Raw genomic sequence first — 25,516 nt, 5'->3', positions numbered from 1 at the left:
CGTGACGCTGCATCCCGAGATCGCCGCATTCATCGCGAGCCTGCCCGCCCCGCCCGAGGGTCCGCTCGACCCGGTCGCCCTGCGCGCCGCGGACGAGGCGCACGTCGCCCCCCTGGAGGAGCGCCTGCCGCTCCACGCGGTCGACGACGTGACGGCGAAGACAGCCGCCCGCGAGGTACCCGTACGGATCTACACCCCTGTCGAGGCCGACAGCTACGGTGTGCTGGTCTACTTCCACGGCGGCGCGTTCTTCCTCGGCAGCCTGGAGACCCACGACCACGTCGCGCGCTCACTGGCCAAGGAGACCGGGCTCAAGGTCGTCTCCGTCGGCTACCGCCTGGCACCCGAGGCGGCCTTCCCGGCCGGTCTCGACGACTGCTACGCGGTCGTGCGCTGGGTCGCCGAGGAGGGTACGGGCCTGGCCTGGGACGGTACGACCCTCGCCGTCGCCGGTGACAGCTCCGGCGGCACCTTCGCCGCCGCGGTCGCCGCCAGGGCGCACGACGACGGCTTCGACGGGATCACCCACCAGATCCTCTACTACCCCTCGCTCGACCTGGACTTCGACGTCGACCGCTACCCGTCGCTGCGGGAGAACGCGGTGGGCTACGGCCTGGAGACGGCGGGGCTGAAGCCCTTCAACGCCTTCTACCTCGACAGCGGCGCCGACCCCGCGGACCCGCTGGTGTCGCCGATCAAGCGGACCGACCTCACCGGTCTGCCGCCCGCGCTGGTCGTCACCGCCGAGCACGACCCCATGCGCGACGAGGGGGAGTTGTACGGCGAGCGGCTGTGCGAAGCCGGTGTGGAAGCGACGGTGAGCCGGTACGGGGGAGCGGGCCACGGGTTCGTCCAGCACTTCTCCTGGATCCCGGAGTACCACGCGGTCTTCACGCAGACGCGTGACTTCCTCGGCCGCAGCTGACCGGCCGGCCCGTGCACGAGCGGAGCAGAAAAGCATGACGCACCCAGTCACCGTCCACCCCCTGGTCTCGCCCTGGGGCCGGTTCGGTCTCTACAGCTTCTTCATCGACGCACCTGAGCCGGTGATCGTCGACACCGGCATCGCCTCGTCGCCCGCAGAAGGGATGGCTCCCGCGCTCGAGGCCATCGGACGCCGCATCGAGGACGTGCGCTGGATCCTGCTGACCCACGGTCACATCGACCACGTCGGCGGAGCGCACGCCCTGTGGGAGCTCACCGGGCGGCGCGCCCAGGTGGTCATCCACGAAGCGGACGCACCGATGCTCCGCTCGCGCCGGGCCCACGTCGAGGAGTACCTCGCGGGACGGGGCCGGTACCTGGACGCCCCCGAGGGCGAGGCGAAGGTGGCGGCCGCAACGGAGGCCGTCATCTCCGGGGAGATGGAGCCGTCCCTACTGGTCAAGGGCGGCGAGACCCTCTCCCTCGGCGGTGATGTCACCGTGTCGGTGCATTCCGTACCGGGCCACACACCCGGATCGGTCGCCTACGTCGTCGACGGACAGCGCTCGGTGTTCACCGGAGACGCCGTCCAGGTCCACGGGGCGGCGAACGGCTTCCCGGGCTACACGGACCCGGTGGCCTACCGCGCCGGCCTGGAGTACCTGCGGGACGAGATCCGCCCGCGGCACCTCTACCTGGGGCACCCCTACCGCCGCGTCGACGGCACACCGTACGGCGTCGAGCTCGACGAGGCGCAGGCCCAGGAGGCAATCACCCAGAGCCTGGACGTCGAGGCCCGTGTCGCCGCGGCCGCCTGCGGATGCCTGGAGGCGGGCCTGCGGGAGACGGATTCGCCGTACTCCCCGTTCGCCCGTGCCGCCGAGGAGCTCGGCTACACCGGGGACCCCGCGCTCGAGCCGTCGCCGTTCTTCACCTCCATGGCCGGCTACCGCACGCACCTCGAACAGAACGCGTAACACAGGAGCTTCACACCCATGACTGACCTTCACACGATCCGTTCGGGCGAGCAGTCGATCGCCGTCCGCAAGGATCTCCAGGTGCCGATGCGCGACGGTGTCACGCTGGTGGCCGACGCGTACAGTGGTGTGGACGACACGCCGCGGCCCGCGCTGGTGGCCCTGAGCCCGTACGGCAAGGAGCTCCAGGCCCTGGCCCTGACGACTCCGCCGCAGCGCCGGCCGAGCCCCATGTGGGACGGCTGCATCGAGGCCGGCGACATCGCGCGCGTCGTCCAGGAGGGCTATGTCCACGTCATCGGCGACCTGCGCGGCTCCGGCGCCTCCGAGGGCGAGCACATCGGCAACTACAACGCCGGTGGCGTCTCGCTCGGCCAGGACGCGTACGACTTCATCGAGTGGGTCGCCGCGCAGCCGTGGTGCGACGGCAACGTCGGCATGATCGGCATCTCCTACTTCGGCTCGATGCAGGTGCTGGCGGCGGCCGAGCGTCCGCCGAGCCTCAAGGCGATCTTCGTCAGCGGCGGCCACTACGACTTCTACGAGACCACCTACCACGGCGGCGTCATGTGGTTCATGCCGCGCGCCGCCCGTGAGGGGCGCGGCGGCGACTCCGGCTGGGCCTTCACCGACGGCGTCAAGTCCCGCATGCTAGAGGCCTGCTCGCCCGAAGAGATCAAGAAGCGGGTCGCCGAGCGCCTGCAGGACCCGGACGTGGCCGCCTGGCCCAACCTGGTCCACGTGCTGAACTACCCGAAGAACCACGAGGCCTGGTTCGACATCGTGATGAACGAGGTCGACGGCGACTGGTACGAGGAGCGCAACCCCGTCACCCTCGCGCCGAACATCGACATCCCGGTCTGGCTCCAGATCGACCAGGGCCGCGGCTGGACGATGGACGGCACCATCGAGGTCTTCAACCGCCTCAACGGCCCCAAGAAGCTGGACATCGGCCCGTACCCGCCCATGCAGTCGCGCCCCTTCATCGAAGAGCACGACAAGATGTTCCGCTGGTACGACTACTGGATCAAGGACATCGACAACGGGATCATGGACGAGCCCTCCGTCACCGTGCACGTCGAGGGCTCACGCCAGTACGTCACCGGGGCCCAGTGGCCGCCGAAGGACGTGGAGCACAAGCCGCTCTACCTCCGCCCGCGCCACAAGCTCTCCTTCGAACCCGAGCCCATGGGCGCCGAGCACGCCGTTCCCGACGGCTTCTACCAGGCGCCGCTCACGGTCACCGACAAGGTGGAGATGCTCAGCTGGAGCACCGAGCCGTTCACCGAGCCCATCGAGATGATCGGCCAGGGCGCGGCGCACCTCTTCGCGGAGATCGACCAGCCCGACACCAACTTCATCCTGCGCATGTGGGACGAGGCCCCGGGCGGCAAGCGGCAGCTCATCACGACCGCCTACCTCAAGGCCTCGCACCGCGAGCTCGACGAGGGACGCACCACCGAGGGCGACCCCTACCACCCGCACACCCGCGCGGTGCCGGTCGAGCCGGGGAAGATCGAGGAGTACGTGCTGCGCGTCTACCCGTTCGCGGCGATGTTCCTGCCGGGTCACAAGCTGGTCGTGGAGCTCTCCAACGACGAGCCGCTGGCCGACGCGCACAACGCGCTGCTGCCACCGGACGCCTTCCACCTGCCGGTGGGCCGCCCCGTGACCCACAAGATCTACCGCGACGCCGTACACCCCTCCCGGCTGGTGCTGCCGTTCACGACGGTCACGGCGCCGGACACGACGCGACAGAGCTCCGCGCGCAACGAAGACGGAGACCGGCGCAGCGGCTCCTGACGAGGCCGACGCCGCACGGGGGCCGCCGTACCCCGGCGGCCGGTCTCGCCTTTCCGCCCGGCCGGCGTCCGGACCTTCGCGCTCCCGGGCGCGTCGTCCCGGCCGCCGGCCCAGCAGCGGTCCGCCATGCCGGATCCTGCCGATCGGCCGATCCGGTCCGCGGTGGACCGGATCGGCAAGGGCCGAGTCTCTCCCCGGAGGAGACGCAAGGCGCCGCCGATGCCTCTCTGTTGTCACCAGCCGGCGTGGCCAGGTGACGCCACATCACCCGCCCGAGCGACCCACGCGATGACCAACGAATCGTCGAAAGTGGAGAGTACGTCACCGCACCAGGAAGGGGCGTTTGCTGTCGAAGGCCCAGTCCATTACCAGGTAGCGCATCCCGGCGGCGTCGTCACGGCCTGACAGCCGCTTCTCCAGGCAGAGCTCGTGGGCGGCGAGCAGCCTGTCCGCGCACCGTGACGGGGGCCAGGTGGCCGGCTGTCGCCATCACGCAGGTGCCGGCCAGGGGGTCGTGGATGGCGTGGATGCAGTCCGCGGTGAGTGCCTCGCGGCGTAGCGGGTCGCCCAGCGGCAGGTTGGCCCGTTCAGTGGCCAGTTCGGTTGCCGTGTCCTGCAGGCGGGCGAGTCGGGCGCGAGGTCAAAGGCGGACAGGGCTCGGATGACCGTCCGCATCTGGCCCATGGCGGCGGCCGCGTTCAAACCCTGCCCGGACACGTTGCCGACGACGAGCGCGGTGCGGGCTCTGGACAGGGCGATGGTGTCGTACCAGGCGCCGCGGGCGGCGCCGGTGGGGGAGAGGTGGGCGGCCTCCAGCGAGGCGTGGGTTTCGGGGCATGTAGCCGGCGCTGGACCGTGGCGGCGATGGCGTGCTCGCGGGTGAAGCGCCGTGCGTTGTCGATGGACAGGGCGGTGTGGGCAGCCACCTCCACCGCGAGTTTCTGGTCGGCCTCGTCGAATGGCGGCGACTTCCCCGTGCGGTAGAGGCTGACCAGGCCGAGCGCCGCGTCGCGCAGGGCCGGCGGCACTACCAGCAGGGTGTGGGCCTGCGCCGACTGGATGGCATCCGCGCGCGGACGGTAGGTGGGCAGCCGGGGCGCGGAGGGGTCCAGAGGGACCAGGCGGGGGCGCGGGTCGGTCAGGGCCTGGGTGAAGGGTGTGGGAGCCGGCAAGAGGCGCACATCACCCAAAGGGTGGGCCTGTAGAGGGTGGGGGGTGGCCGCTGCGGAAGGCGGTGCGCATCAGCAGTGTGCCCGGCGGCAGCGGGGCCTGCGGCGGGTCGTCGCCGCGCATCACGGAGTCCACCACCTCTACGACGGCGATGTCGGCGAACGCGGGGACCACGGCCCCGGCGGACTCGTCGCCGGTCGCCGCTGGATCCAGGGTGCGTCCCACGCAGCGCCGCACGGCGTCCAGGACGTGGACGCCGGCGTGCCCCCGCTCGCGTTCGGGGACGAACCGCTCGGCCGCCTCCACCCTCAGCTTCTCGTGGAAGACCCGCCGCTCCTCGGTCAGTCCGCCCCCTTGCGCATACCGCATGCAATCGGCATACCGCAGAGATCACGGGCCGTCAGCCCCTGCCGACACCACGCTTTGAAGGTGAGTAAATGCAGTCAGCCCCTTACTCATGGCATCCCGATGATCAGGCGAAGCCGGACTTCGCGGCGCCGCAAACCGCTCCGCCTGGAACACACCGGAGATCGCCTGGACAGCGAAAAGCCCCGCCGGATCGAGCTGCCCTGACGGCACCGTGCCCCGTGCTCCTCCGGTTGGATCAGCCTGGAAGGCGAATTACCAGCGACCGTGATTTCGTGCACTTGGAGGAAGTGCGCCTGCTTCCAGCAAGAGGCCGGGAGAATGCGAGGCGCGCGCATCGAATCGAGGAGAAATGACCACGTACAAGGTCGGCTACATCGTGGGAAGCCTGGCGACTCACTCAATCAACCGCACGCTTTCCAAGGTCCTGATCCGACTGGCCCCACCGGATTTGGAGTTTGATGAGATCCCGATCAGCGACCTCCCACTCTACAGCTACGACTATGACAGTGATTTTCCCAGTGAAGGTAGGAGGCTCAAAACTTCGATCTCTTCCGCCGACGCCATTCTATTCGTGACCCCGGAATATAATCGGTCAATCCCCGGCGCTCTGAAGAACGCCATCGACTGGGCCAGCCGCCCCTGGGGAGACAATTCATTCACCCACAAACCGTCCGCGGTGATCGGAGCCTCCCCCGGTGCCATCGGGACAGCCATCGCCCAGCAGAGCCTTCGCAGCGTCCTCAGCTACTGCAACTCTCCACAAATGAACGCGCCCGAGGCCTACATCAGATTCAACCCGGAGGTATTCACGGACGATGGCCAGGTCGCCAATAGTGATACGGAACAGTTTCTGCGACGCTTCATGGAGGAGTTTCGCGATCACATCGTACGCGTGCTCGCGGTGTTGCCTCCTAGCCTCGAAGTTTCGTGACGGTCCGCCGACGGAGTAGGTGGACCGTTTTCGTGCCGTGGGCTGAGGCTGTGCAGGCCGAGGGCCCGAGTGTCGCCTCGGGGTGGCGCCGGATTCCACTGCTCCGGGTGTTGAGGTGCTGTCGAAGGGACGGGGAATCCGCTGGTCAGCCGGGGTCGGGCAGTTGGGTGAGCCGGTCGAGGGCTGCAGTGATGTGGCTGGTCCAGGGCCAGTGCCGGGCCAGGCGGAGGATTCGCCGACGGCCGGTGGCCACGAGCTGTCCGGCCGCGGTGAACAGGCGGAGCCGTAGTCGGCGGGGTTCCCAGAGCCGGGCCTGGCTGGTCAGGGCGAGCATCGGCATCCAGGCCAGCAGGTCGAGAGCGATCTGCATGATCTCCAGCCAGATCCGGTTCTGGGCCGTGCGGTGCAGGGGCAGGTTGCGCAGGCCGGTGGCCCGGGCGGCGCGGATGCGGTCCTAGGCCCGGGCCCGCAGCCGGTGACGGAGCTCGAGCTCGGCGATCGGCCGGCCCAAGGTGTTGGTGGCGAAACAGGTGATCCGCATGCCGTCCGCATCCGTGAGCTGCAACTGGGCCCCGGGGTGCGGCCGTTCCTTCCTGACGATCAGCCGCATGCCCTTGGGCCAGCCGTCCAGGACGTCGCCGGTGAGTTCGGCGACCCAGGCGCCGTCGCGGATCTCGCCGTTCGCCTCGACGGCCGCCGTCCACGCCGATGCCGGGACCTTCAGCACATGCTGGTGGATCGCCTCGGTGACCGTCATGCCGACCGAGTGGGACAGCCACCGTCCCCGCTGGGCGAGCCAGGCGACGAAGTCGTGGGTGCCGCCCGCGGAGTCGGTGCGGATCAGGGTCCGGCGCCCGCGCCGGTACTTCTTCGGCATCTGGGCCAGGGCCAGGCCGGCGGCGGTGATGTGGTCGGCGGCCGTGTTCGAGCCCGCGTTGCCTGGTCTGAGGAGGGCCGCGACGGGTTCGCCGGTTCCGCCCGGTCCGTGGTCGACGAACCCCATCAGCGGGTGGTGGCCGTAGGTCTTCTTCCAGGTCGGGGCCGCGTCCTGCTTGTCCGAGTGGGCGAGGACCAGCACTCCGTCCAGGTCCACGGTCACCGTCCCGCCCGCATCAGGCGCTTCCCGGTCGGCCAACCGCCAGACACGTCGACGGGCTTCAGCCCGCGGGGCACGGATGGCCCGCAGGGCCTTCTCCCCGGCCGCGGCGAGGGTGTCGATGAGACGGGAGACCGTCGGGTCGGAGGCGACCGGCCCGAACACGGCCGGTTCGGCCCGCAGCACGGCGACATCCGCGAGGCAGTCCCCTCCCAGCGCGACCGCCAGGGCCACATCCAGCAGGATCTTGCCCGGATCGTGCACCGCCCGAGCCTTCCGCCACGGCGTGAGCGCCGCTGATATCGCGGTGTCCAAGCCGGCCTTGCGGAAGGTCTCAACCAGCAGTACGCCCCCGGCCTGCGAGACCACCGCCCGGCCGCCGCCCTCGATGCGGACACGCGGGTACGACCCGATACGCTTCTTCACCTGGAGAGTGCTTCTTTCCGTGCAGCCAACAGGACCCTAGACAAGTCCCATCGTTGCAGGTCAGAAGCACTCTCCGCTTATTCGATCAAGCCTCGGACACCCCACCTCGTGAAAGCGCGAGGCTAACGAAGCAGCGATCACTCTTGCGTCGTTCCTGTTCTGGGCAAGATCCGTTTGAAGACGGACCCTAGTGCCGCAGGACGCCGTCGACGTCGCAGAGTACGGCTTACGGCATCGAAGCGCGGGGCGGGAGGTGTTGAGTCATGTCCGTACTTTGCTGTCCCGCGCGGTGCGGGGAAGGCTCATCCGGTCATGACGACGGGGCGCATGGGTGCACCGTGCGCGAGGACGCCGGTGAGTAGGTCCGCGAGACCGAGCGGGTAGACCGTCTCGGCCGTGGCACGCAGTTCGGCGAGGGTCCACCAGCGGTGTTCGCGGATGTTGTCGGGCTGCGATGCCCGGGCCGGGTCGACGTCGGCTGCGGAGACTCGGGTGAGGAAGTACTTCTCCACCTGGCGGACCTCACGGCCGCCAACGAGGTGGTCCTTGCTGCGCTCCGCGAGCTGCGCCCCCAGTTCGACCGCCTTCTCGTCGATACCGAGTTCTTCGCTCAGCTCGCGGAGCGTCGCCGTGGCGTGGTCTTCCCCGTCCTCCAGTGAGCCGCCGGGCGTCGCCCAGAAGCCGCCGTTCTCGTCGTAGCGCAGCAGCAGGACGCGATCGTCGGCGTCGAGGACGATGGCGCGGGCGGCTTCCCTCGGCGGCGGAGTGGAGGTCGTCATGTCCTCCAGTGTGGCAGTCCGCGAAGGCAGGTCAGGACTGCTCTACCAGGTATTCGCCAACGCATGCCACATCCAGATCGCAGGCCTGGAACGTGGCGAGCGCGTGGGCTGGAGTCTCGACGATGGGCTCGCGGTCGTTGAAGGACGTGTTCAGGACGACGGGCACTCCGGTGAGTTGGTGGAAGTGCTCGATCAGTGCCCCGTAGGCGGGCGCGGTGGCCGGGTCGACGGTCTGGACTCGTGCGGTGCCGTCGACGTGCACGACTCCGGCGATCTTGTCGGCGTGGTCGGGGCGGACGGGCGGGGCCAGCAGCATGAACGGGCTGGTCACGTCCAGGTCGAACCAGGTGCTGGCGTGATCGGCGAGGATGGCCGGTGCGAATGGCCGGAATGGCTCGCGGTGCTTGATCCTTTGGTTGAGGGCGTCGGAACTGGCGGTGGTGCGGGGATCGGCGAGGATGCTGCGGGCCCCCAGCGCGCGGGGCCCGAGCTCGCTGCCGCCCTGGAACCATCCGATGATCTTCCCGTCGGCGATCATCTGGGCGGCTGTTCGGGCGATGTCGCTCTCGCGGCGCCACGTGAACGGTTTCCGGCGCCGTTCGACCAGGCCGGAACGGGGGTCGCGGCGCAGGGCCTGCTCGATCTCCTCGGACGTGTAGTCGCGGCCGAAGTAGTCGCTGGACAGCGGCCGCCTGGGCAGTTCGCTGGTGAGGCGGTGCCAGGCGTACAGGGCGCAGCCGAGGGCCTGGCCGCGGTCGGATGAGGCGGGTGGGGCGAAGTAGCCGGTGACCGCGTCCAGGCGGCGGAGTTTGTCGGCGGCGACGCAGTTGAGGGCCACGCCGCCCGCGAAGCACAGGTTTCCGAGGCCGGTGGAGGCGATCGTCTGTTCGGCGAGCGCGCACAGGGCGCGCTCGGTCTGGCTCTGGACGTAGGCGGCGGCGTTGATACCGAGCTCGTGCTCGCCGCGGCTGCCGTACGGGCCGAAGTCGAAGCCGGACTGTTCGGCGAGGTCGGCGACGCCGGGCGCGTGGGTGCGGGTGAGCCGTCCGTGGACCTGCGTGTCGACGACGTCGAACAGCGGAGCGGGGTAGAGGCCTGGATCGCCATACGAGGCGAGCGCCATGGTCTTGCCGGCCTCCTGCTCGTGCCAGCCGAGCCAGTTCGTGAAGGCCTCGTAGGTCGCTCCGATCCCACCGGAGCGCGGCCGGGTGGCCGGGGTGCCGCCCACGCGCTCGATCCCGGCGGAGGTGGCCCGGTAGTAAGTCTCGGTGTCGTTGTTGTTGCCGCCGCCGTCGACGACCAGCACGGTCGCCTCCTGGTGCGGGCTGAGGCAGTAGGCGGTGTAGGCGTGGCTGAGGTGGTGGTCGACCGGGACGATCCGGTTCGGGTCGATGCCGAGGTGGGCCAGGCCGGTCTCGGCCCAGGTGGGTGGGGTGCGGCCGATGCCGCTGACCGCGACCAGGTCGACGTCGGCGAGGGTCAGGCCGGCGGAGCGCAGGCAGTACAGCAGGGAGGCTTCCCAGCCGGGGCTGTAGCGGGTGCGGTTGAGGCGTTCCTCGCCGATGGCGACCATCACGGTGTCGGTGATCAGGGCGGCGCCGCCGTTGTGGCCGAGGTTGATGCCGACGACGCAGGGTGTGGGGCTGTTCATCAGGCGGCCCCCCGTACCGGCGGAGCGTCCGTGAGCGGGTTCCACAGCCGGGTGTGGCCGGCGGCGTCGGTGTGCAGGGCGCCGAGCTGGTACAGCTGGACGGTGCCGCCGCGGTGGGCGAAGGCAGGGGTGAAGGGGTGACCGAAGGCCTCGAGCCCGCCGAGCTCGGAGTAGGTGTCGGCGAACTGCTCGTTCAGCGGCGGCCGCGCGGCGGGAGCGCCGGCGGACCTGAGCGCCCGGGCGGTGTGGTCGAAGCCGGCGTCCTCGAGCACGTCGGCGACTTGGGCGGGGACCGACTCCCGGGTGGCGTCGTCGGTGTTGATGATCGCTGGTGGGATGGGGCACAGCGTGGGGGCGATGTCGGTGTAGAAGGTGTGCAACCGCTCCAGGATCCCCTGGTCGAACCACTGCTTCCACCTGGGCAGCTCGGCGACGTTACCGCGGCGGGTCAGGCTCTGCTCGGGGCTGGCCAGGAGGATCGCGGTCAGCACCGTCTCCGGGAGCTCGGGGGCGATACGGCGGGCGTAGAAGTCGCGGGCCGTGCGGTACGGCAGGGAGTCTTCGGCGCGGGTGGCGTAGCAGTACGCCAGGGCCCCGAGGTGGTTGCGGTCGGAGATGAGCAGGCTCGTTGCCGGGTCGGCGACCAGGTGAGCCATGGCGCGGGCCTTGTCGAGTTCGTGCCGCAGGAACCACAGGGTGTGTCCGGCTGGGCTGGGGTGCACGGGGGCGGCGAGGCCTGCGGAGAGGTGGGCGTTGGGCTCGGTGAACCACATGGCGGTGTCGCCCAGGGCGCACACCATGCGGGCGAGCAGGGACGTCTTGCCCGCGCCGGGCGGGCCGTCCAGGACCATTACGGGGGCGTGGTCGGCCATGATCAGGAGTCCTTTCGTGTGCGGGCGCCGGGTCGGGCGAGGCCGGCCAGGGCGAGGGCGAGGTCCTCGACGCGCAGCGCGAGGTCGGCGCTGGTCGGCAGGTCGGCGGGGTGCTGCCCGGCCAGGCGTGCGTTGACGGACGCCCACATGGCGGTGAACGGGTCACCGAAGCCGCTCTGGATGCCGTCGGCGGTGGTGAGCTGGGTGGTGGCGGCCGGCTCGTAGGGGCGGGCGAAGTCGAGAGTGGCGGCCGCGGCCGCGTCGGCGAGGTGGATCTGTTCGCGGAAGACACCGGCCGGACTTGCGCCGATGACCAGAGTGAACGGCTCCCCGTTCGGGCCGTGCAGCAGCGCGTGGACGGAACTTCCGGCCGGATCGATGCTGCAGGCGGTGGCGGTGGCGGTGGCGGTGGCGGTGGCGGTGGCGGTGGCGGTGGTGCCGGGGAGGGCCAGGATGAGCGCGGTCAGCAGGTGGTAGCCCTGCCACAGCAGGATCTGCAGCGCCGTCACCTGGTGCGGTTCCAGGTGGCCGGGGACGGGCTGGGGCGGGTCCTGGTCGAAGGTGTAGGGGGAGAAGCCGGCCGGGAGCAGGCGGCGGCGCGCGGCCTCGTCGACGCCGTCCGCTTTCACCAGCCAGCCTCCGGCGGGCTCGGGCACGTGGGCGAGGGCCGCGTGCAACGCAGGGTCGTGGGCGCGCATCGCCCCGACCTCCAGCAGCAGCCCGGCGTCCCGGGCCCGGGCGGCGAGCTTGCGGGTACGCACAACGTCCAGGCAGACGGGTTTTTCGGTGACGACGTGGACTCCGGCGTCGAGCGCCTCCTCGATGAGGTCCTCGTGTACGCCGGTGAGGATCACCAGCACGTCGGCGTCGGTCAGCAGGTCACCGACGCGGGTTGCGGTGCGGGGCACCGCGAACCGCTTCTGAGCGGTGCGGGCCCGTGCGGGGTCGCGGTCGGCTACGGCGATCACATCGAAGGCGTCCGAGGCCGTGAGGAGCGGGAGGTGGAGTCCGAAGGCGGCGGCGCCGCATCCGGCGACCGCGAGACGCCACGGCCGTACGGCCGGGATGAGGGTGGGGGTCATCGGGGTGCCTCCACAGGAGTCCAGCAGCGCGTGGCCGCGTGGTGGGACAGGCGGGCGATCTGACCTGCGGGCAGCGCCCGCAGGTTGGGGTTGAACAGCTCCACCGACACCGGCCCGGCGTAGCCGGCCTGGGTGAGGGCATCGGCGAACACCGTCCAGTTCAGGGCGCCGTCTCCGGGGAACAGCCTTTGCACATCGGTGAGTTCGCCGATGGCACGGTCGGCGGGGGCGTCGGCCACCTGCACGTGTGTGATGCCGCCCGAGCCGAGGCCGGTGATGTGGGCCGGGTCGGCGCCGGCGGCCGCCCAGTGGAAGGAGTCGACCAGCACGCCGACGCCCTCCGCGCGCGTGTCGTGCAGCAACTCAGCCAGCTGAGGCAAGGTGCCTGCGACCGGGTGCGGGCCGTCCAGGTCGGCGGGCAGGCCTCCTTGGACGCTGACAGCCTCGACGGCGAGCCGGACCCCGTGCCCGGCGGCCGCGTCGGCGAGTTGAGCGATGCGCTTCCGGGCGACGGCCTGGGCTTGGATGGTATCGAGCGGGGAGCGGGGGTTGAGCACGGTCGTGGCGACGGTGCAGCCCAGCGCGGCCATCGCCTCCAGCCGGCCGTCCAGCCCATGGAGGTAGGCGCGGTAGGTGTCCGGGTCGACCAGCAGCGGCGCGGGCAGCACGGGCCCGGCCGGCAGGATGCCGCTCGCGGCCGCGACCGTGAGCCCGAGCTCTTGGAGCAGGTCCCGTAACGGGCTGGTGCCGTGGGCCTGGGCCTGCTGGATAGAGATTTCGACCGTGGGGAATCCGGCCCCCGCGGCGACGGCGAGGAACTCTCGCAGTGGGAGCCCGGAGAGGGTGGCCGGGTTGAGGCAGGGCGCGAACGCTTCGCTGAGGGATGCGCTCATGCCGTGGCCAGCTTTCCGTCGAGCAGCTGCTCGCGCAGGGCGCCCAGGTCCTCCATGACATCGGCGATCACCCGGTGTACTCGGGAGGCGAGGATGGCGTTGGGGCCGGAGGTCTGCACGATCGCCTGCCAGGGGTCGGTCAGGTCCCGGCCGGACTGGGAGACCAGCGCGACCGCGCAGTCCAGCCCGGTCTCCTCGTGCAGCCGGCGTGCGGCTTCTGCGGCCGCCAGGTTGTACAGCTTGCCGACGTGGTAGACCGGGTTCTTGCCGGACACGCCCTCCGCGGACCAGGGCCGGAACATGCTGATCAGGCCGTTGGCCCGGTTGCCGCGTCCGACGACGCCCTCGTCGCCGGACTCGATGGAGGAGCCGGTCGCGGTCAGGTACAGCTCGGGCCGGGTGTCGACGTCGCGGGTGTTGACCCAGACCGTCACGTGATGCTCGGGCGCGATCGTCGACGCGAGTTCGGCGATCAGGTTACGGGCCTGGGCCCGGCGGGCGATGTAGGTGTCGAGGTCCGGGGTCTCGCGGGCGATCTGCGGCACGCACGCGGTCAGCTGCACGCGCGCGCCGTGGCGGACGACCATGACCTTGATGTCCGTGCCGTAGTAGGGGTGCTCAGTGCGGAACGCCTCGCCCGTCATGTGCGCTTCGATGCCGACGGCGAGCCGCTCGCCGATGCCCAGGGGCCAGTAGGCGACGCCGGCGCTGCTGTCGTTGCTGAACATGCGGTGGCGTTCGGCGAGGTCGTCCAGGCTGCGCGGGGCGAACCACCGCTGGCGGGACGCCTCACGCTCGGCGGTGTCCGGGGCGCTGACGGCGCCGGGGCTGGAGGCCTGGGTCAGCCGTGGCCGCACGTCGACCCACCGCGAGGTGTCGAGCAGCGGCAGCGCGCTCGCGAGGTAGTCGCGCGCCGCGGTCGTGACGATGTCGGCGACCGGGATGGTGTGGTCACCGAGGGCGGCGGTGACGCGTCCGTTGACCAGGACCTGGACTGGCGCGGTGAGCTCGCCGTGGCCGAAGCGCACGTCGGCGGCCCCGCCGAGCAGGCTGGTCTTGTCGGTGTTGTGGTGCAGGATCGCCCCGAACTCCTCGAGGCAGTAGCGGCTGTAGGCGCGGGAGATCGCCTCGGCGACGCCGTCGGCGAGGGTGTCGGGGTGACCGGCTCCCTTGCGTTCGACGACCTCGACGCCGGTCAGGGCGGAGGCGGCGGACAGGCCCGTCGTGGTGATCACGTCCATGCGGGGGTCTCCTTCTTCGGGGTGTGCTGGGCGAGGGCGATGGGGCGGCGGCTCAGGAGGCGCAGGCGGCCGCGTTCGAGGTGGTAGGCACCGATCCGGGCAAGGTTGCGGGCGGCCTCGACGGCGCGGGAGCGGTCCAGGAAGGTCCACCCGGCGGCCAGGTTGATGACCGCGGCGTGCACCGCCTGGCGGTCGGCCTGGATCGCGGCAGGCTCCACCGTCACGCTCAGGTGCATCCGGGCGACGCACACGCCGTGCCCGGCGCCCTGGCGGACGAAGTACCTGAGGGTCGTCTCCGGCCGGTAGACCGGGTGGGAGACGACCGCGGTCGGCTCGATCAGAGTCTGGTGGCCGGCCTGGCGGGCCCGGTCGATGAACTCCAGGTCCTCGCAGTCACCCATCCATCGTCCCCGACGTCCGAGATCGGTTCGGAACAGGCCGATGTCCAGCGCGGTCTGACGGTGGAAGAGCAGATTGCAGCCGGTGACCCAGTACGGCCACACGGCCAGTTCCCGGCCCTCGGGGCAGTCCACCGCGCCGTGGCACTCCCGCAGCGCCTTCGTCAGAGCCACGACCTGACCACCCGGGTACTCCACGGTGGTGCGGCCGCCGACGGCGAAGACCTTCTCCTCCTCGATCGTGTTGACGAGGGCCTGCAGCCAGTCGGGTTCAGGGGTGATGTCGGGGTCGGTGATGGCGATGTACCGGCCGCGGGCCGCGCAGATCCCGCGATTGCGGCCCGCGCTCAGCCCGGGCGTCGGCTCGTACAGCACTCGTACGGGAAACGGCCAGTCGCCGTCGCGGACTGCGTCCGCGACCGGCCGGACGGGGCCGGGCAGGTCGTTGTCGACGACGACCGCTTCCATCTGCTCGCCGGGCAGCGTCTGCGCTGCCAGCGCATTCAGCAGACTTCGTACGTTCGCAGTGTTTCCGCAGGTGCTGACGACCACGGACACCAGCGGCGTATCCGTCTGTGCCATGGGGGCTCCTCTCTTCTCACGCTCAAGTGGGGCCCCGCTGCCGCGTGGCGCGGCGCGAGAAGACGAGGATGGGCTCAACTGTTCTGCTCGGTCGACTAGTTAGAGGGGTCCCGCAGGGGTCCCGTCTCCGCGAAGCAGTCACCGTTCATGTGCGTTGAGTGATTGGATGGAGGCGTGCATGAGACCACCCGTCACCCGCTGGCCCTGGCGCGGCTCGCGCTCGGCATGACGATGGAGGAACTCGTCTCCGGAATTCGTGCCGCGGCCGCCCGGCGTGGTCTGCGCTCAGGCACGGACGAGGCGCGGGTGCGTAAATGGCAACGTGGCGTCAAGCCCAACGCGGAATCGCAGATCTACATCGCCGAAGCGCTCGGCTGGCCCGCGAACATTGTCCGCGCTGACGACTGGCCGAACTGGCTGCCGCTCACTGCCGACGGCGTGGTCCCGCTCGGACCCCACAGCTCTGTGCCCGCCCTGAGAGAGGCCCTGCGAACAGCGATGGACCGCCGCACCTTCTTCACGATCTCCGGCGCCACCCTGTCTGCGCTGGCCGCGGACTGGGCCGCCGGCCCTACGAGCGCGCTCGCCCAGGCCCGCGACGGCAAACCAATCGGCGAGGACTTCGTCGTGTTCCTGGAGAACACCACCCAGCAACTCGCCAGTCATGCCACCGAGCAGCGGCAGCACACCGCCACGCTGCTGGATGCCCACCTGTCCACGGTGACCGAACTGCTCGAACACGGCCGCTACACACCCGCCCTCGGGCTGCGCCTGCACACCTTGGCTGCCTCCCTGTCCCAGACTGTCGCCTGGCATCGCTTCGACCTGGGCCGCCACACCCACGCCAGCCAGAACTGGATCGCCGGCCTGCACAACGCCCACGCAGCCGGGGACCACGACATGGGCGCCAGCCTCCTGGGCGACCTCGCCTACCAGGCCGCCTGGCGCCGCGACCACACCACCGCGGCAAACATCCTCAACTACGCCCTGACCCGCGCCCAGAACCCCGCCGCCCGCTGCCTGCTCCAGCTACGCCTCGCCCGCACCCTCGCCGCACAGGGCGACCGCAGCGAACGACGCGCCGTGCTGCGTGCCCTCGCCGCGGCGGAGAAACACCTGGGCGACGCTGGCGCCGACCGGCCCGCCTGGTGCGCCTGGGTATCCGAAGCCGATCTCGCCGTGGACTCCGGCCAGGCCCTCCTGGACCTCGGCGACATCGGCCGCGCTCATCGGCTCATCGCCGAAGGCGAAGGCCTGCTGCCCCCGGCCCGGGACAAGACCCGCGGGGTGTTTCTCGCCTACCGTGCCGCGAGCTACCTCGATCTGAAGGAACCCGAGCCCGCCGCGGCCGCCGCCACCGAATCCCTGCTCCTGGCACGTCGCATTGGAGCACCCCGCTGCGTGAAGCTTGTCGACGACCTTCTCCCCCGCTTCCAGCACTACCAGGGCGCCCAGGGCGTTCCAGAACTCCTCCAGCTCGCTGCCGCATAGTAAGGGCGGCCTTGGTCGCCGCGGCCTGGCGCCGCCACTGAGCGCGGACCGCCTCAATCGGGGCCGTCGCATCGTCCGGGACGGAGAGGCCGGGCCGGGTGTCGAGGAGCGGGCGGGGGCGGTGGCCGATGCGGTGTGTGAGCTAGGTGTTCTGTCCGGGGAGGTTGTGGACGGGTGAGGCAGGTCTCGGCTGGGGGATTTTGAACCGGTGAGGGCCTTCCGGGTTCGGTGTGGATTGCGACGTCTACACCGACCGAAAGGCCCTCGTTCCCCACCGTTCTCCGACCACCAGGTCGCCGCCAGGACGGGGGCTCCGGCTTCCCGCTCGGTACCCGCGCGGCGCCGCCCGCCGCAGGCGAAGATCGCTCAGCGGGTCATCCCCCACGACCTGCGGCCCGTCGCCCTGCGGGACGAACTCATCGAGCTCGGAGATCTCTTCCGCGCCTACCAGCAGCGCACCGAACCCGACTTGGCGCTGCTCGCCGACCTCCAGGAGCGCAAGGCCCGCGCGTTCACCACCTGGGCCGATGTCACCTGCGAGGCGAGCCAGGCGGGCCGCGGTGGGCAGTGCTCTGCTCCGGCGTATCGCGCTCTTCCACACCGTCACCGCGTTCTACCGTGTCCAGTGCTGGGACGACGGCGGCAGCTGGAAGATCGACGCCCGCACCGCCCACCCTCGGGCCCTGTGGCACGACCAGCTCCTGCAGCGGCTGTGCCACCCGCGCTGGGGCCTGCCCGTGCACGTGGCCCACCGGTTCTGCCACTGCGCCGGACCGGACGCCCCCTACCAGTGGGGCCACACCTGCGCCTTCTACTTCGACAGCCACGACGAAGACGACCGCATCTATCTCCGCGTCCACGCCAGCCCCGAAGGGCGCGACTACGACCAGCAGATCGAGACGCTGCACCAGGTGGGAGCATCGCCAGGCTGGATGGCCCGAGCTTTTCCACGCCGCGCTGTCCAGCACCACGACCAGCACCATCAAGCGGAACAAGTGCGGTAACGGCGGGTTTGCTCACCGACCGAGAGAAGGCGGCTCATGCCTGGACCGGATTTGCCGCCGGCGGCGGATCCCATGACCGCACGAGCGTTGCTCAGCCGGTGGCCCACCGGCGCGCAGAAGGTGGAACTACTTCACGGCGTGCTCATCTTCGTCGGCGACTTCGACGAACGTGACCTGGAGACAGCGCGGCGTACCTATCCGGGCCGTCGTCCGGTGCTGAATGCCGACGGCGGCCTGGAGGTGCATCCGGCCGGAGCCGGTGATCCGACGCCCCTGCTCGCGCAGGAAAGCGGGTGATCCATCAATTCCCTTGTGCTGCCGCCCGGGAGCAAAACGCTGGCCAGGGCCGTTGTCAGTGGCCACCCGTACCCTCGCCTTGGGGCTATGACGGTTCTGAGCCGGAGGCATAATGGTCAGGGATTCACGCCGTGTGCAGACAGCGGTGCTCGACAACGCCGACTCCGAAGATCCGGTCGAACTTCCCACCGACGCGGTCGACCTCGAGCTGTTTCGCCAGGGCCACGTGGGCCGCACCTTCTGGTGCGGGGTGTGGCTGGGCGGTTGCGGGGGCCGGCTGACGACCAGGCTCTGCACGGACAAGATCTGCCACTTCGCGCATGTTCCGGACCCCGATGCCCCCGACTCCCCATGCCGCAGGACAAGTTCGAGGTCCTCCGGATCGGGCAGCGCCGACCACCTCTACGTCAAGGCCGCCGTGGCTGACTGGATGGCCCGTCACGGCCTCAGCGGCGACGCCCGCATCCTGCGCGACCCGGCCGGAGAGGTCAGGCTGGGTGCCCAGATCACCGCAGAGCCCAGCGGACACAAGCCCCTGCGCTTCATCCTCGACCCGTCCGCGCTGCTCGTGCCCGGCGAGTTCGACGCCGACACGGTGTTCGGCCCGGACATCGAGCCGAACCCGCGCCTTCTGCGCGAGCAGGGCTACGTGCACCGGGTGCGCTGTGTGTCCGAAGGGGCGCACCGCAAGGTGCAGTTCGGCACCCAGAGCAGCGACGGCGCGGTCGACTGGTACGACTTCACCGCAGACAACGTGCAGCTGGCGCCCGAGGGGCTGTCCACTCGGGCAGCAACCGAGATCCGGCGCCGGCGCAGCCACACCGTGCCGATCGGTGCGCACGCACGCGACTTCACCGAGAAGACCCCCGCCGCGTCCGCGTCCACGTCGGCCACGGCAGTACCGGACACGCCCGAGGACCGCACCGAGCTGGTGAAAGCGCTGCGCGAGGCCCTGGCCGGCCGCGTAAGCGTGACGCCACTGCAACGCTGCCTGGACCGGCTCGAAGCAGCCACCCGACAGGGAGCTACCGCCCAGGAGAACGAACTCATCCGGCAGGCATCCGACGTGCTGCTGCGGCTGCGCCGCGGCGTCGGCGCAGCAGCACCGGACCGGCCACAGCGCAAGAAGCCGACCCGCTTCCTCCCCGCACCCGCCGCAGCGTCTACCGAGAAGACAAGCACCCGCCCGGCGAAGAACGGGCCGCGCCAGGAGCGGCAGGCCCGTCGCGCGGCGGTCCGCCAGGCGAGGAACATCCTGCTGCGCCTCACTCAGCCCGTGCCTCTCTCCGACGCCGAAATGCAGCAGATGGGACGGGACCTCACCGCTGCGCTGAATACCGCAGGGGACAAGCTCCTGCCCAGCGAACGCCGCAAGGCCCAAGCCTGGATCGACCACCCGACCCAGCCGGAACCCGCGCGTACGCCCTTCGAGCGCCACGCCCTGGCCCCGGACCACCTGCGCTCCGCCGCCACCGCCGTGCGCGGGGCGCTGAAGAAGGCCGCCCGTGAGCAGACGACCACCAGCTGGAGCAGGCTGCAGCGTCAGCTCGGCTCGGCACTGCCCCGCATGACCGGTGCCGAACGCATCTCCGTCCTCAGCCTCGTTGACCAGCAGACGCCGAAAGACCAGCCTCTGCTGTCGAGCCTGGTCGCCGCAGGTGATCCCGGCATGGCGGCGTCCTACCGCGAGGTCGCTGCCGCACTGGGACTGGAAGTTCCTGCAGACGACGACGAACTGCGTGACGTCCTGGAAGCCGACGTGCAGCAGGTCCACCACCACTGGCGCCACCAGTAAGCTGCGCGGCCGCCAGGCCCCACCTGGACACTCGTACCGGGCAGCTGAAGGCCGCGCAAGGAGATCGACTTCGCGGATCGCGCCCCGCTCGGGCCCGGGTGCGCCGTACGGTCGCTTCTACGGATGGCGACCGGGCGGTGACGCCGGGTCAAGGGTTGGGAGGGGATCCGAGGATGGTCAATGCCCGTACGTACCCGTTGTGGCGGGATCTTGCGATGAGCGAGGACCTCCCCAAGGAGGCCCTCAAGACGGTGATCGAGGCCTTGTGTGCCCCGGCGAAGGCTCCGCACGGCTTTGACTCTCAGGCCGATCGGTGGCGAGAGGAAGCCCTCAAGGCCGCGCTGCCCGCGCTGCTGGCCCGGACCTCTGCCAAGCGGCTGCGCGGCCAGCTCCTGGTGCACGCCGACGAGAAGACGCTGGCCGTCCTGGCAGCCGACGGCACCGTGACCGCCGCCGACGTGCCCGCCATCCTGCGGCACCGCCGGGCCTGGGCCGGTCTGATCTCCGCGCTGGCACGGCACCATGGCCAGGTCGAAGCGGCAATCGGCCTCCTGCCCCGCCTCCCCGGCCACGAAGTCGAACGAGTCGTCCGGGACTGGGATCCCGACCGCTACACCCGCACCAAAGAGACCCCGCCGGCCCCGCCCCTGCCGCGGGAACTGTTCGACGCCGTCTTGGAAGCCTGCCTCACCCCGCTCGCCGCGTACCTGCTCCACCCAGAGCCCGAAGAGGGTTGGGAGGCTGTGTCCGCGGTCTCGAAGGACTGGTCGCTGGAGCTGGGCGGTCACAGCGCTTGGGCGATGCTGGCCAGGTGTCCCCAGCGGTGGGAGCAGCTCACCGCGCACCCCGTGCTCGGGGCGGCTGTCCAGCATCTGCTGCTGGACCAGGCCGAGACGCAGGCCCTCGAGGACGCCCGGCTCCGCGCCGCCGACCCGGATGGCGAGGAACTGCCCGCCGACCCGTCTCCCGCTCTCAGCGAGGACCTGCTGCTCGCCTGCCTTCCGGCTTTGTGCCTGCCCGAACTGGCCGACCTGTCCAACCCGCAGGTGACCGCCCGCCGGACCCTGCATCACCTCGCAAACCGCGTCCACAACAACCCGCGCCTGGTCGACCTCGCCGCTGACCAGCTGCACGCGGCCGCCGACGCTCTCGTCACCCGCGGCCAGCTACTCACCTGGGCTGACAAGCAGGAAGGCGACCACGGGTTCGACGGCCGCGTCCTCCGCCTCGCTGAGGACCTGGCCCTCCTCAGCGCCAACCCCGACCACCTTGCCGGGGCTTGTGCCCAGCTCGCCCGGCTGGATCCGCCGGCCGTCGTCTCACCCACGCCGAGCCGGACCCTGATCCGCGTCCTCGACAACGTCGATCCCGACCACGACCGCCCGGCCCGGCTCCTGGAACGCCACTCAGAGCACCGCCGGGTTCAGGCCCTGGCCACCCTCGCCGCCAACCCGCACACCCCGCACACCGACGTCGCGGACGTCCTGAACGGGCTGCACCCCGCCGAACTGGCCTGGATCGCCGAGAAGGCCGGCGGCCCCGACTGGTTCCTGGCCGCGGCGGCCGCCGTCCCGGTGCCCGAAGACGAGGACGACGGTGTGGTGCGGCTGCTGGATGACGACGAACTCGGCAAGCACCCCGACCCCGCGGCCGTCCTGCAGTCCTGGCTCGACTCCCCCGCCACCGGTGAAATCCTCTCCCGCTCCGAAGGCTACCGCGCCGTCGTGAAGTCCCGCTACCGCACCCTGGAGCACCTGCGCCAGATCCCCGCCGACGAGATCCTCGCCCACCACGAACCCGAAGTCGCCCTGAACATCCTGCTGGACCACTGTGGGCGCAGCACGGGACGGTGGGAGGCACTCGCCGTCACCATGTCCTTCGATTACGACGACGCGAAGATCACCTTCGGTCAGCTCCTCGACTCCCTGAACGGCGCACCCACCCGGGCGCGCACGTCCTGAGTGGGCTGCTTCGCCAGCCACACGCTCCGGAACAGGCCCGGGTTCACCTGCCTTCGCCCGTGTGCCGCATACGGTGGCCTCGCCGCCCGCACACCGCCCGGCAAGGCCGGGATGGAGCGGCGAGCATCGAATGACACGGGACGGGAGGAAGGCCGGGATGACGCAGGCCGCAGTGAGCGAGCTGGACGAACGGGTGCCGGGGCGCCGTTGGACGGTGCGTCTGGACGCCGCTGGCCGGGGCAGTGGGGCGGTACGCGTCTCGTGCAGCCGCCCCGCCTGCGCCGACCAGCGCCTGCCGTCCGCGGCCGCCGGCCGTGCGGCCGCCATCGCCCATCTCAAGGCTCACCTGCGCGCTGCTCCCGCCCCCAGGGCCGGGGTGTACTGCGCGTGCAGGGCTGAGGGCTGCCACAACCATCTGCCCGACACCAGCCGCCACGTGCGTTCAGAACCCTGGAGGTGCGGCGGACCGGTCGTCCTGGCCGTGATCACAGATCGGGAAGGCCGCTGGTGGCAGGCCATGGAGTGCTGCTCCCGGTGCGCGGCCGCCACCCCCGGAGCAAAGACTGCGGCTACCTCCCAGGTCCTCAAGGCCGCGGACCGCTCGGCCTCCGTCGCCACGGGAACGAATGTGCCGCAGTTCTCCGACCGCCAGGTCGCCGCTGGCCCGGTCCCGGCTCCCCGCTCGGCACCCGCGCGGCGTCGGCCGCCACAGGCAAAGATTGCCCAGCGGGTCATCCCACACGACCTGCGGCCCGTCGCCTTGCGGGACGAACTCGTCGAACTCGGTGACCTTTTCCGTGCCTACCAGCAGCGCGACGAACCCGACCTGGCGCTGCTTGCCGACCTCCAGGAGCGCAAGGCTCGGGCCTTCACTACCTGGGCCGACGTCAGCGGCATCGTGAGCCTGCGGCTGGATGCCCGGCGCGCCGAGCAGGCCGCTGACGCCGCGCGCCTCCAGCACCAGCAGCGTACCGGCGGCATCACCGACGGTGAGGGGCCGACAGTGGCCCGGCTGCTGACCGTGGCGACACAGTGGGAGCACGCGCGCTCTGTCCTCGCGCACGTAGCCGACCACGCGCCGCTGCCTGGACCGGAGGCACGGCTGCTGGTGCTGATGCTGGCCCTGCGCACCGCGCACAGCGGCAGCGGCAACCTCGTCGGCCAGGACCTCACCGCGCTGGGCCTGACCGACCCGGAGGACCTGATCGAGAAGCTGACTGGCTGTGGCTGGCTGGAACTTCCGGGCACCGTCGGCGACCTGCTCGCCTCCCGGCCGGAGAACCCCACCCCGATCACCGTCCCCTCCCTGGCACCCCGCGAGGACGGGACGGGCCAGTTCACGTTCGGCAAGAAGATGCGGCCCAAACTCTCCGGATGGGCTCAGAAGGTCGTCTCGGACAAGAAGCTCCGCAAGACCAAAGCCGCCGCCGGCACCCGGCTGCTCGCCCTGACACTGGCCACGCAGACCAACGCCTCGGGCCGCCTCGGTCCCGACGGCCACGGCATCGCCCTGAACGTCCTCACCGCCCGGGTCCCGGTCGATGCCGGCGAACTGAAGCACCTGGCCGACCAGCTGACCGCAGCGGACTGGCTCACCGACGTCCGCCTCACCGACACCCACCTCACCGGGCAGCTGACCGACCGCGTCCTCCCTCTCAGCTGCCCCCTCCGGGTTCCAGGCACGCACCCGTCCGAGTGATCCCATGCCGGCGCGGTACTCGTCCTACCGCGAGAAGGACACCCGTAGGAAGCCCAAGCAGTCCGCGAAGTCCAAGGACCAGGACGTGAAGAACAGGCGGGCGGGGCGGCGGAAGTAGTGCCCGTCTCAGGCCCTCTCGCGCACCTTCTCTTGATACGTGTCGTGGTAGCGGGCCGGGTCCCAGTCGGCGCTGAGGGTGCCGACCAGCTGTAGCGCCATCTCCAGCTGCTTGCCGTGCCCCGCTCGGCTGGAGGGAAGCTCGGGCACACAGGGCAGATGGCGACGGCCGGCTGGGCCGGAACGTCAACCGGTTGGCCAGAGCTGACTGGTTTCGGCCTGAATAACCGCTGGTCTTAGGTCAGTTGAGCCGATTCTCGCGCTGGGAGGCCCCATCCAGGGCAGCATACGCGTTGAACTCGATCGACTACTGACTGCAACGAAATGGGGGATGATGGCCCGTCAGCCGAACCCGGACCTGCCCAATACCCTGACGATGCTCCACGCAGCCGTCATGCACACGGACAAAAACATCCGGGACGCACTCGACAAGAGCGTCGAGAAGCTGGAGTCGGTGGGCCGGGCCGCCCACGACGAGACGACCAAGGAGGTCGTCGACGAGCTTGGCCGGATGCGCGCGAACTTCCGCGACGTCTACAACAAGCTGAACTCCAACGGAGAATCGCTCAACAGCGCCGTCCGTGACGTCGTCGCCCAGTTGCGCACCGAGTTGCAGGGCGTCCGCGTCGTGCTCGCGGACCTCACTCCGCCCGCACCGCTACCGCTCGCCGGCCCGCACGCACCCGCCTCGGACTCTCAGGAGGCATCCGCTAGTGAGGGCGACCACACCGGCCGTACGTCTGTACCGGTCACCACCATCACCGAGCCCGAAGAACTTCAGGAGGAGACCGCCCTCCATCCCGCGATTCCGGCGCAGCGCGCCGCCGGTCAGGACTCATCGCCCAGCCCGGCGCTGTCGGTCGACACGGTTCGCCAGGCCATCCGCGAGGTCCTCACCGAGGAACTCGCCTCCGTGCTCAGCCTGCCTACTGCCTCGGGCAGTACCGGCGACGGCCCGGCCAGCGGCCGGCAGGCCGTGCCGGACCAGCTGCGCGAAGCGGCCGGGGAGATCAAGGAAGAGCTCAGTACCGTGCTGGAGGAAGCCCGGAGCGGACTCGTCTCCTTGAAGCGGGAGATCCTCGACCTGCGTGCCGCAGTGGAGGAGCTGCGGCCCCGGCCCGACACCACTGACGAGGCCGCGGCCGCCGAAGTGAGCGCGGAGCACAGCAGCCTGCTCAAGACAGCAGCCCGCGTCTCCTCCGCCAGACTGCTGTGCCACCGCGACATCTGGGAGTTCATCACCGCCCACGCTGGACGGCACCCGCACTTCCGAGTACCGCCGCAGGTTGCCGACGAGGGAGACGAGCGGATCCGTGCCGCACTGTCCGGCCGCTCCCTGATCGCCCTACTGATCAGCCTGCACTCCATCAAGCACACCGCCAGCAACGGCGACGGAGACAGGGAGCTCGCCACCGCCCTGTATGAGCGGATTGAGGAGAGCCTCACCGGCCTCACCACCAGCGGTGAGCCGGTCACCATCACCCTGGACGACCGATCCCACCCAGGTCCCGACGACACGGATGGCACCGCATCACCCGCGTCCGATCGGCCCGAGAATGGGCCCGAGGCGACCGGCAACACCCCGCCAGCCCCCACCGACTAGTGGCTCGTCACGCAGCCTTGGCCGGGTAATAGGTCCAGGTACGGATCGGTGAGTCGGGTGCGAAGTTCGTCTTCGGTTCGGCGCGGGCGTTGTGCCAGCGGACGTAGGCGGCGATGGCGGCGTTCTGTTCGTCGTGGCTGCGGTGGTCGGTGCCGTTGAGAAGCTCCGATCGAGTTCACCGACTCGCGTCTGACTACGGTGGCCTCCGATGTCCTTGCGGACGATCAGCCGCATGCCCTTCGGCCAGCCGTCGATCAGGTTCCCGGTGAGTTCGGCGAGCCAGGCCCCGTCACGGACCTCGCCGTCCGACTCGACGGCCGGAGTCCAGGCCGAGGCCGGGACCCGGAGAACGTAC

General features: G+C 70.4%; 22 protein-coding genes and 2 pseudogenes. 11 read left to right on the top strand and 13 right to left on the bottom strand.

What is annotated here, in order from left to right; translation table 11 throughout:
- Window position 1: 1 nt before the first annotated feature.
- From CG719_RS30915 to CG719_RS30905, 3 genes are read left to right on the top strand one after another with little or no spacing between them, the layout of a single operon-like run.
- Window positions 2-925: an alpha/beta hydrolase gene (locus tag CG719_RS30915; RefSeq protein ID WP_100572032.1), complete on the top strand. Its 924-nt coding sequence runs from the start codon at window positions 2-4 to the stop codon at window positions 923-925.
- A 34-nt stretch (window positions 926-959) separates the two neighbouring features.
- Complete coding sequence (locus CG719_RS30910; protein WP_100572031.1) at window positions 960-1,901, top strand: MBL fold metallo-hydrolase; 942 nt, start codon at window positions 960-962, stop codon at window positions 1,899-1,901.
- A gap of 18 nt (window positions 1,902-1,919) precedes the next feature.
- Window positions 1,920-3,704, top strand: a complete 1,785-nt coding sequence (locus CG719_RS30905) for a CocE/NonD family hydrolase (RefSeq protein ID WP_100572030.1) — start codon at window positions 1,920-1,922, stop codon at window positions 3,702-3,704.
- Window positions 3,705-4,193: 489 nt separating this feature from the next.
- Here CG719_RS30905 and CG719_RS37235 read toward each other — a convergent pair whose 3' ends face one another.
- From CG719_RS37235 to CG719_RS36845, 3 genes are read right to left on the bottom strand one after another with little or no spacing between them, the layout of a single operon-like run.
- Window positions 4,194-4,421, bottom strand: a complete 228-nt coding sequence (locus CG719_RS37235) for a hypothetical protein (RefSeq protein WP_267895375.1) — start codon at window positions 4,419-4,421, stop codon at window positions 4,194-4,196.
- Window positions 4,403-4,876, bottom strand: a complete 474-nt coding sequence (locus CG719_RS36850; protein WP_234375844.1) for a GAF domain-containing protein — start codon at window positions 4,874-4,876, stop codon at window positions 4,403-4,405. Before CG719_RS36850 ends, CG719_RS37235 begins: the two co-directional genes overlap by 19 nt.
- A 10-nt stretch (window positions 4,877-4,886) precedes the next feature.
- Complete coding sequence (locus CG719_RS36845; RefSeq protein WP_234375843.1) at window positions 4,887-5,243, bottom strand: hypothetical protein; 357 nt, start codon at window positions 5,241-5,243, stop codon at window positions 4,887-4,889.
- A 349-nt stretch (window positions 5,244-5,592) separates the two neighbouring features.
- Between CG719_RS36845 and CG719_RS30895 the strand changes: the two genes are divergently transcribed.
- The gene (locus tag CG719_RS30895) at window positions 5,593-6,174 is read left to right on the top strand and encodes an NADPH-dependent FMN reductase (RefSeq protein WP_100572029.1); all 582 of its coding nucleotides are present in this window, start codon (window positions 5,593-5,595) and stop codon (window positions 6,172-6,174) included.
- Between the two features lie 145 nt (window positions 6,175-6,319).
- Here the strand turns inward: CG719_RS30895 and CG719_RS30890 are convergent.
- The 8 genes and pseudogenes from CG719_RS30890 to CG719_RS30855 all read right to left on the bottom strand — a co-directional run bounded on the left by CG719_RS30890 (window position 6,320) and on the right by CG719_RS30855 (window position 15,194).
- Window positions 6,320-7,696: pseudogene (locus CG719_RS30890) on the bottom strand (IS1380 family transposase).
- 302 nt (window positions 7,697-7,998) lie between these two features.
- Window positions 7,999-8,475 carry an NUDIX hydrolase gene (locus tag CG719_RS30885; protein ID WP_100572028.1) on the bottom strand — a complete coding sequence of 159 codons (477 nt, stop codon included), beginning with the start codon at window positions 8,473-8,475 and terminating at the stop codon, window positions 7,999-8,001.
- Window positions 8,476-8,506: 31 nt separating this feature from the next.
- Window positions 8,507-10,126 carry a carbamoyltransferase family protein gene (locus CG719_RS30880; protein ID WP_100572027.1) on the bottom strand — a complete coding sequence of 540 codons (1,620 nt, stop codon included), beginning with the start codon at window positions 10,124-10,126 and terminating at the stop codon, window positions 8,507-8,509.
- Window positions 10,126-10,998 carry a hypothetical protein gene (locus CG719_RS30875; RefSeq protein WP_100572026.1) on the bottom strand — a complete coding sequence of 291 codons (873 nt, stop codon included), beginning with the start codon at window positions 10,996-10,998 and terminating at the stop codon, window positions 10,126-10,128. The genes CG719_RS30880 and CG719_RS30875 overlap by 1 nt, the downstream gene beginning before the upstream one ends.
- Before the next feature lie 2 nt (window positions 10,999-11,000).
- Window positions 11,001-12,080, bottom strand: a complete 1,080-nt coding sequence (locus CG719_RS30870) for a Gfo/Idh/MocA family protein (protein WP_100572025.1) — start codon at window positions 12,078-12,080, stop codon at window positions 11,001-11,003.
- Window positions 12,077-12,973: a sugar phosphate isomerase/epimerase family protein gene (locus tag CG719_RS30865; protein WP_100572024.1), complete on the bottom strand. Its 897-nt coding sequence runs from the start codon at window positions 12,971-12,973 to the stop codon at window positions 12,077-12,079. The genes CG719_RS30870 and CG719_RS30865 overlap by 4 nt, the downstream gene beginning before the upstream one ends.
- Window positions 12,970-14,214 (bottom strand): methionine adenosyltransferase, encoded by a 1,245-nt coding sequence (locus CG719_RS30860; RefSeq protein ID WP_100572023.1) that lies wholly within the window; start codon window positions 14,212-14,214, stop codon window positions 12,970-12,972. The genes CG719_RS30865 and CG719_RS30860 overlap by 4 nt, the downstream gene beginning before the upstream one ends.
- Complete coding sequence (locus CG719_RS30855) at window positions 14,205-15,194, bottom strand: glycosyltransferase (RefSeq protein WP_100572022.1); 990 nt, start codon at window positions 15,192-15,194, stop codon at window positions 14,205-14,207. Before CG719_RS30855 ends, CG719_RS30860 begins: the two co-directional genes overlap by 10 nt.
- Window positions 15,195-15,368: 174 nt before the next feature.
- Between CG719_RS30855 and CG719_RS30850 the strand changes: the two genes are divergently transcribed.
- The 6 genes from CG719_RS30850 (at window position 15,369) to CG719_RS30815 (ending at window position 23,441) form a co-directional block, all read left to right on the top strand.
- Window positions 15,369-16,685, top strand: a complete 1,317-nt coding sequence (locus tag CG719_RS30850) for a transcriptional regulator (protein ID WP_100572021.1) — start codon at window positions 15,369-15,371, stop codon at window positions 16,683-16,685.
- A gap of 560 nt (window positions 16,686-17,245) precedes the next feature.
- Window positions 17,246-17,689 carry a hypothetical protein gene (locus CG719_RS30835; RefSeq protein WP_234375842.1) on the top strand — a complete coding sequence of 148 codons (444 nt, stop codon included), beginning with the start codon at window positions 17,246-17,248 and terminating at the stop codon, window positions 17,687-17,689.
- A 138-nt stretch (window positions 17,690-17,827) separates the two neighbouring features.
- Window positions 17,828-17,986, top strand: a complete 159-nt coding sequence (locus CG719_RS30830) for a hypothetical protein (protein ID WP_159024990.1) — start codon at window positions 17,828-17,830, stop codon at window positions 17,984-17,986.
- A gap of 133 nt (window positions 17,987-18,119) precedes the next feature.
- Window positions 18,120-19,781 (top strand): hypothetical protein, encoded by a 1,662-nt coding sequence (locus CG719_RS30825; RefSeq protein ID WP_100572018.1) that lies wholly within the window; start codon window positions 18,120-18,122, stop codon window positions 19,779-19,781.
- Window positions 19,782-19,996: 215 nt separating this feature from the next.
- The gene (locus tag CG719_RS30820) at window positions 19,997-21,742 is read left to right on the top strand and encodes a hypothetical protein (RefSeq protein ID WP_234375841.1); all 1,746 of its coding nucleotides are present in this window, start codon (window positions 19,997-19,999) and stop codon (window positions 21,740-21,742) included.
- 157 nt (window positions 21,743-21,899) lie between these two features.
- A complete protein-coding gene (locus tag CG719_RS30815; RefSeq protein WP_100572016.1) occupies window positions 21,900-23,441 on the top strand; it encodes a hypothetical protein in 1,542 nt (513 codons plus the stop codon).
- A 126-nt stretch (window positions 23,442-23,567) separates the two neighbouring features.
- Here CG719_RS30815 and CG719_RS30810 read toward each other — a convergent pair whose 3' ends face one another.
- Window positions 23,568-23,708 (bottom strand): hypothetical protein, encoded by a 141-nt coding sequence (locus CG719_RS30810; protein ID WP_234375840.1) that lies wholly within the window; start codon window positions 23,706-23,708, stop codon window positions 23,568-23,570.
- Window positions 23,709-23,952: 244 nt separating this feature from the next.
- Between CG719_RS30810 and CG719_RS36835 the strand changes: the two genes are divergently transcribed.
- Window positions 23,953-25,161: a hypothetical protein gene (locus CG719_RS36835; RefSeq protein WP_234375839.1), complete on the top strand. Its 1,209-nt coding sequence runs from the start codon at window positions 23,953-23,955 to the stop codon at window positions 25,159-25,161.
- Window positions 25,162-25,370: 209 nt separating this feature from the next.
- Here the strand turns inward: CG719_RS36835 and CG719_RS30795 are convergent.
- Window positions 25,371-25,516: pseudogene (locus CG719_RS30795) on the bottom strand (IS1380 family transposase); the annotation flags it as partial.

It is taken from the genome of Streptomyces sp. CB01373 (genome assembly GCF_002803075.1).
Taxonomy (GTDB): domain Bacteria; phylum Actinomycetota; class Actinomycetes; order Streptomycetales; family Streptomycetaceae; genus Streptomyces.
This window is presented reverse-complemented; position numbering and strand designations above follow the sequence as displayed.

Coding starts and splice junctions, on each gene's coding strand:
- CG719_RS36845 (WP_234375843.1), bottom strand. CDS start 5,243: ATGCGGTATGCGCAAGGGGGCGGACTGACCGAGGAGCGGCGGGTCTTC.
- CG719_RS30875 (WP_100572026.1), bottom strand. CDS start 10,998: ATGGCCGACCACGCCCCCGTAATGGTCCTGGACGGCCCGCCCGGCGCG.
- CG719_RS30895 (WP_100572029.1), top strand. CDS start 5,593: ATGACCACGTACAAGGTCGGCTACATCGTGGGAAGCCTGGCGACTCAC.
- CG719_RS30905 (WP_100572030.1), top strand. CDS start 1,920: ATGACTGACCTTCACACGATCCGTTCGGGCGAGCAGTCGATCGCCGTC.
- CG719_RS30880 (WP_100572027.1), bottom strand. CDS start 10,126: ATGAACAGCCCCACACCCTGCGTCGTCGGCATCAACCTCGGCCACAAC.
- CG719_RS36835 (WP_234375839.1), top strand. CDS start 23,953: ATGCACACGGACAAAAACATCCGGGACGCACTCGACAAGAGCGTCGAG.
- CG719_RS30910 (WP_100572031.1), top strand. CDS start 960: ATGACGCACCCAGTCACCGTCCACCCCCTGGTCTCGCCCTGGGGCCGG.
- CG719_RS30855 (WP_100572022.1), bottom strand. CDS start 15,194: ATGGCACAGACGGATACGCCGCTGGTGTCCGTGGTCGTCAGCACCTGC.
- CG719_RS30820 (WP_234375841.1), top strand. CDS start 19,997: ATGAGCGAGGACCTCCCCAAGGAGGCCCTCAAGACGGTGATCGAGGCC.
- CG719_RS30815 (WP_100572016.1), top strand. CDS start 21,900: ATGACGCAGGCCGCAGTGAGCGAGCTGGACGAACGGGTGCCGGGGCGC.
- CG719_RS30885 (WP_100572028.1), bottom strand. CDS start 8,475: ATGACGACCTCCACTCCGCCGCCGAGGGAAGCCGCCCGCGCCATCGTC.
- CG719_RS30870 (WP_100572025.1), bottom strand. CDS start 12,080: ATGACCCCCACCCTCATCCCGGCCGTACGGCCGTGGCGTCTCGCGGTC.
- CG719_RS30865 (WP_100572024.1), bottom strand. CDS start 12,973: ATGAGCGCATCCCTCAGCGAAGCGTTCGCGCCCTGCCTCAACCCGGCC.
- CG719_RS30860 (WP_100572023.1), bottom strand. CDS start 14,214: ATGGACGTGATCACCACGACGGGCCTGTCCGCCGCCTCCGCCCTGACC.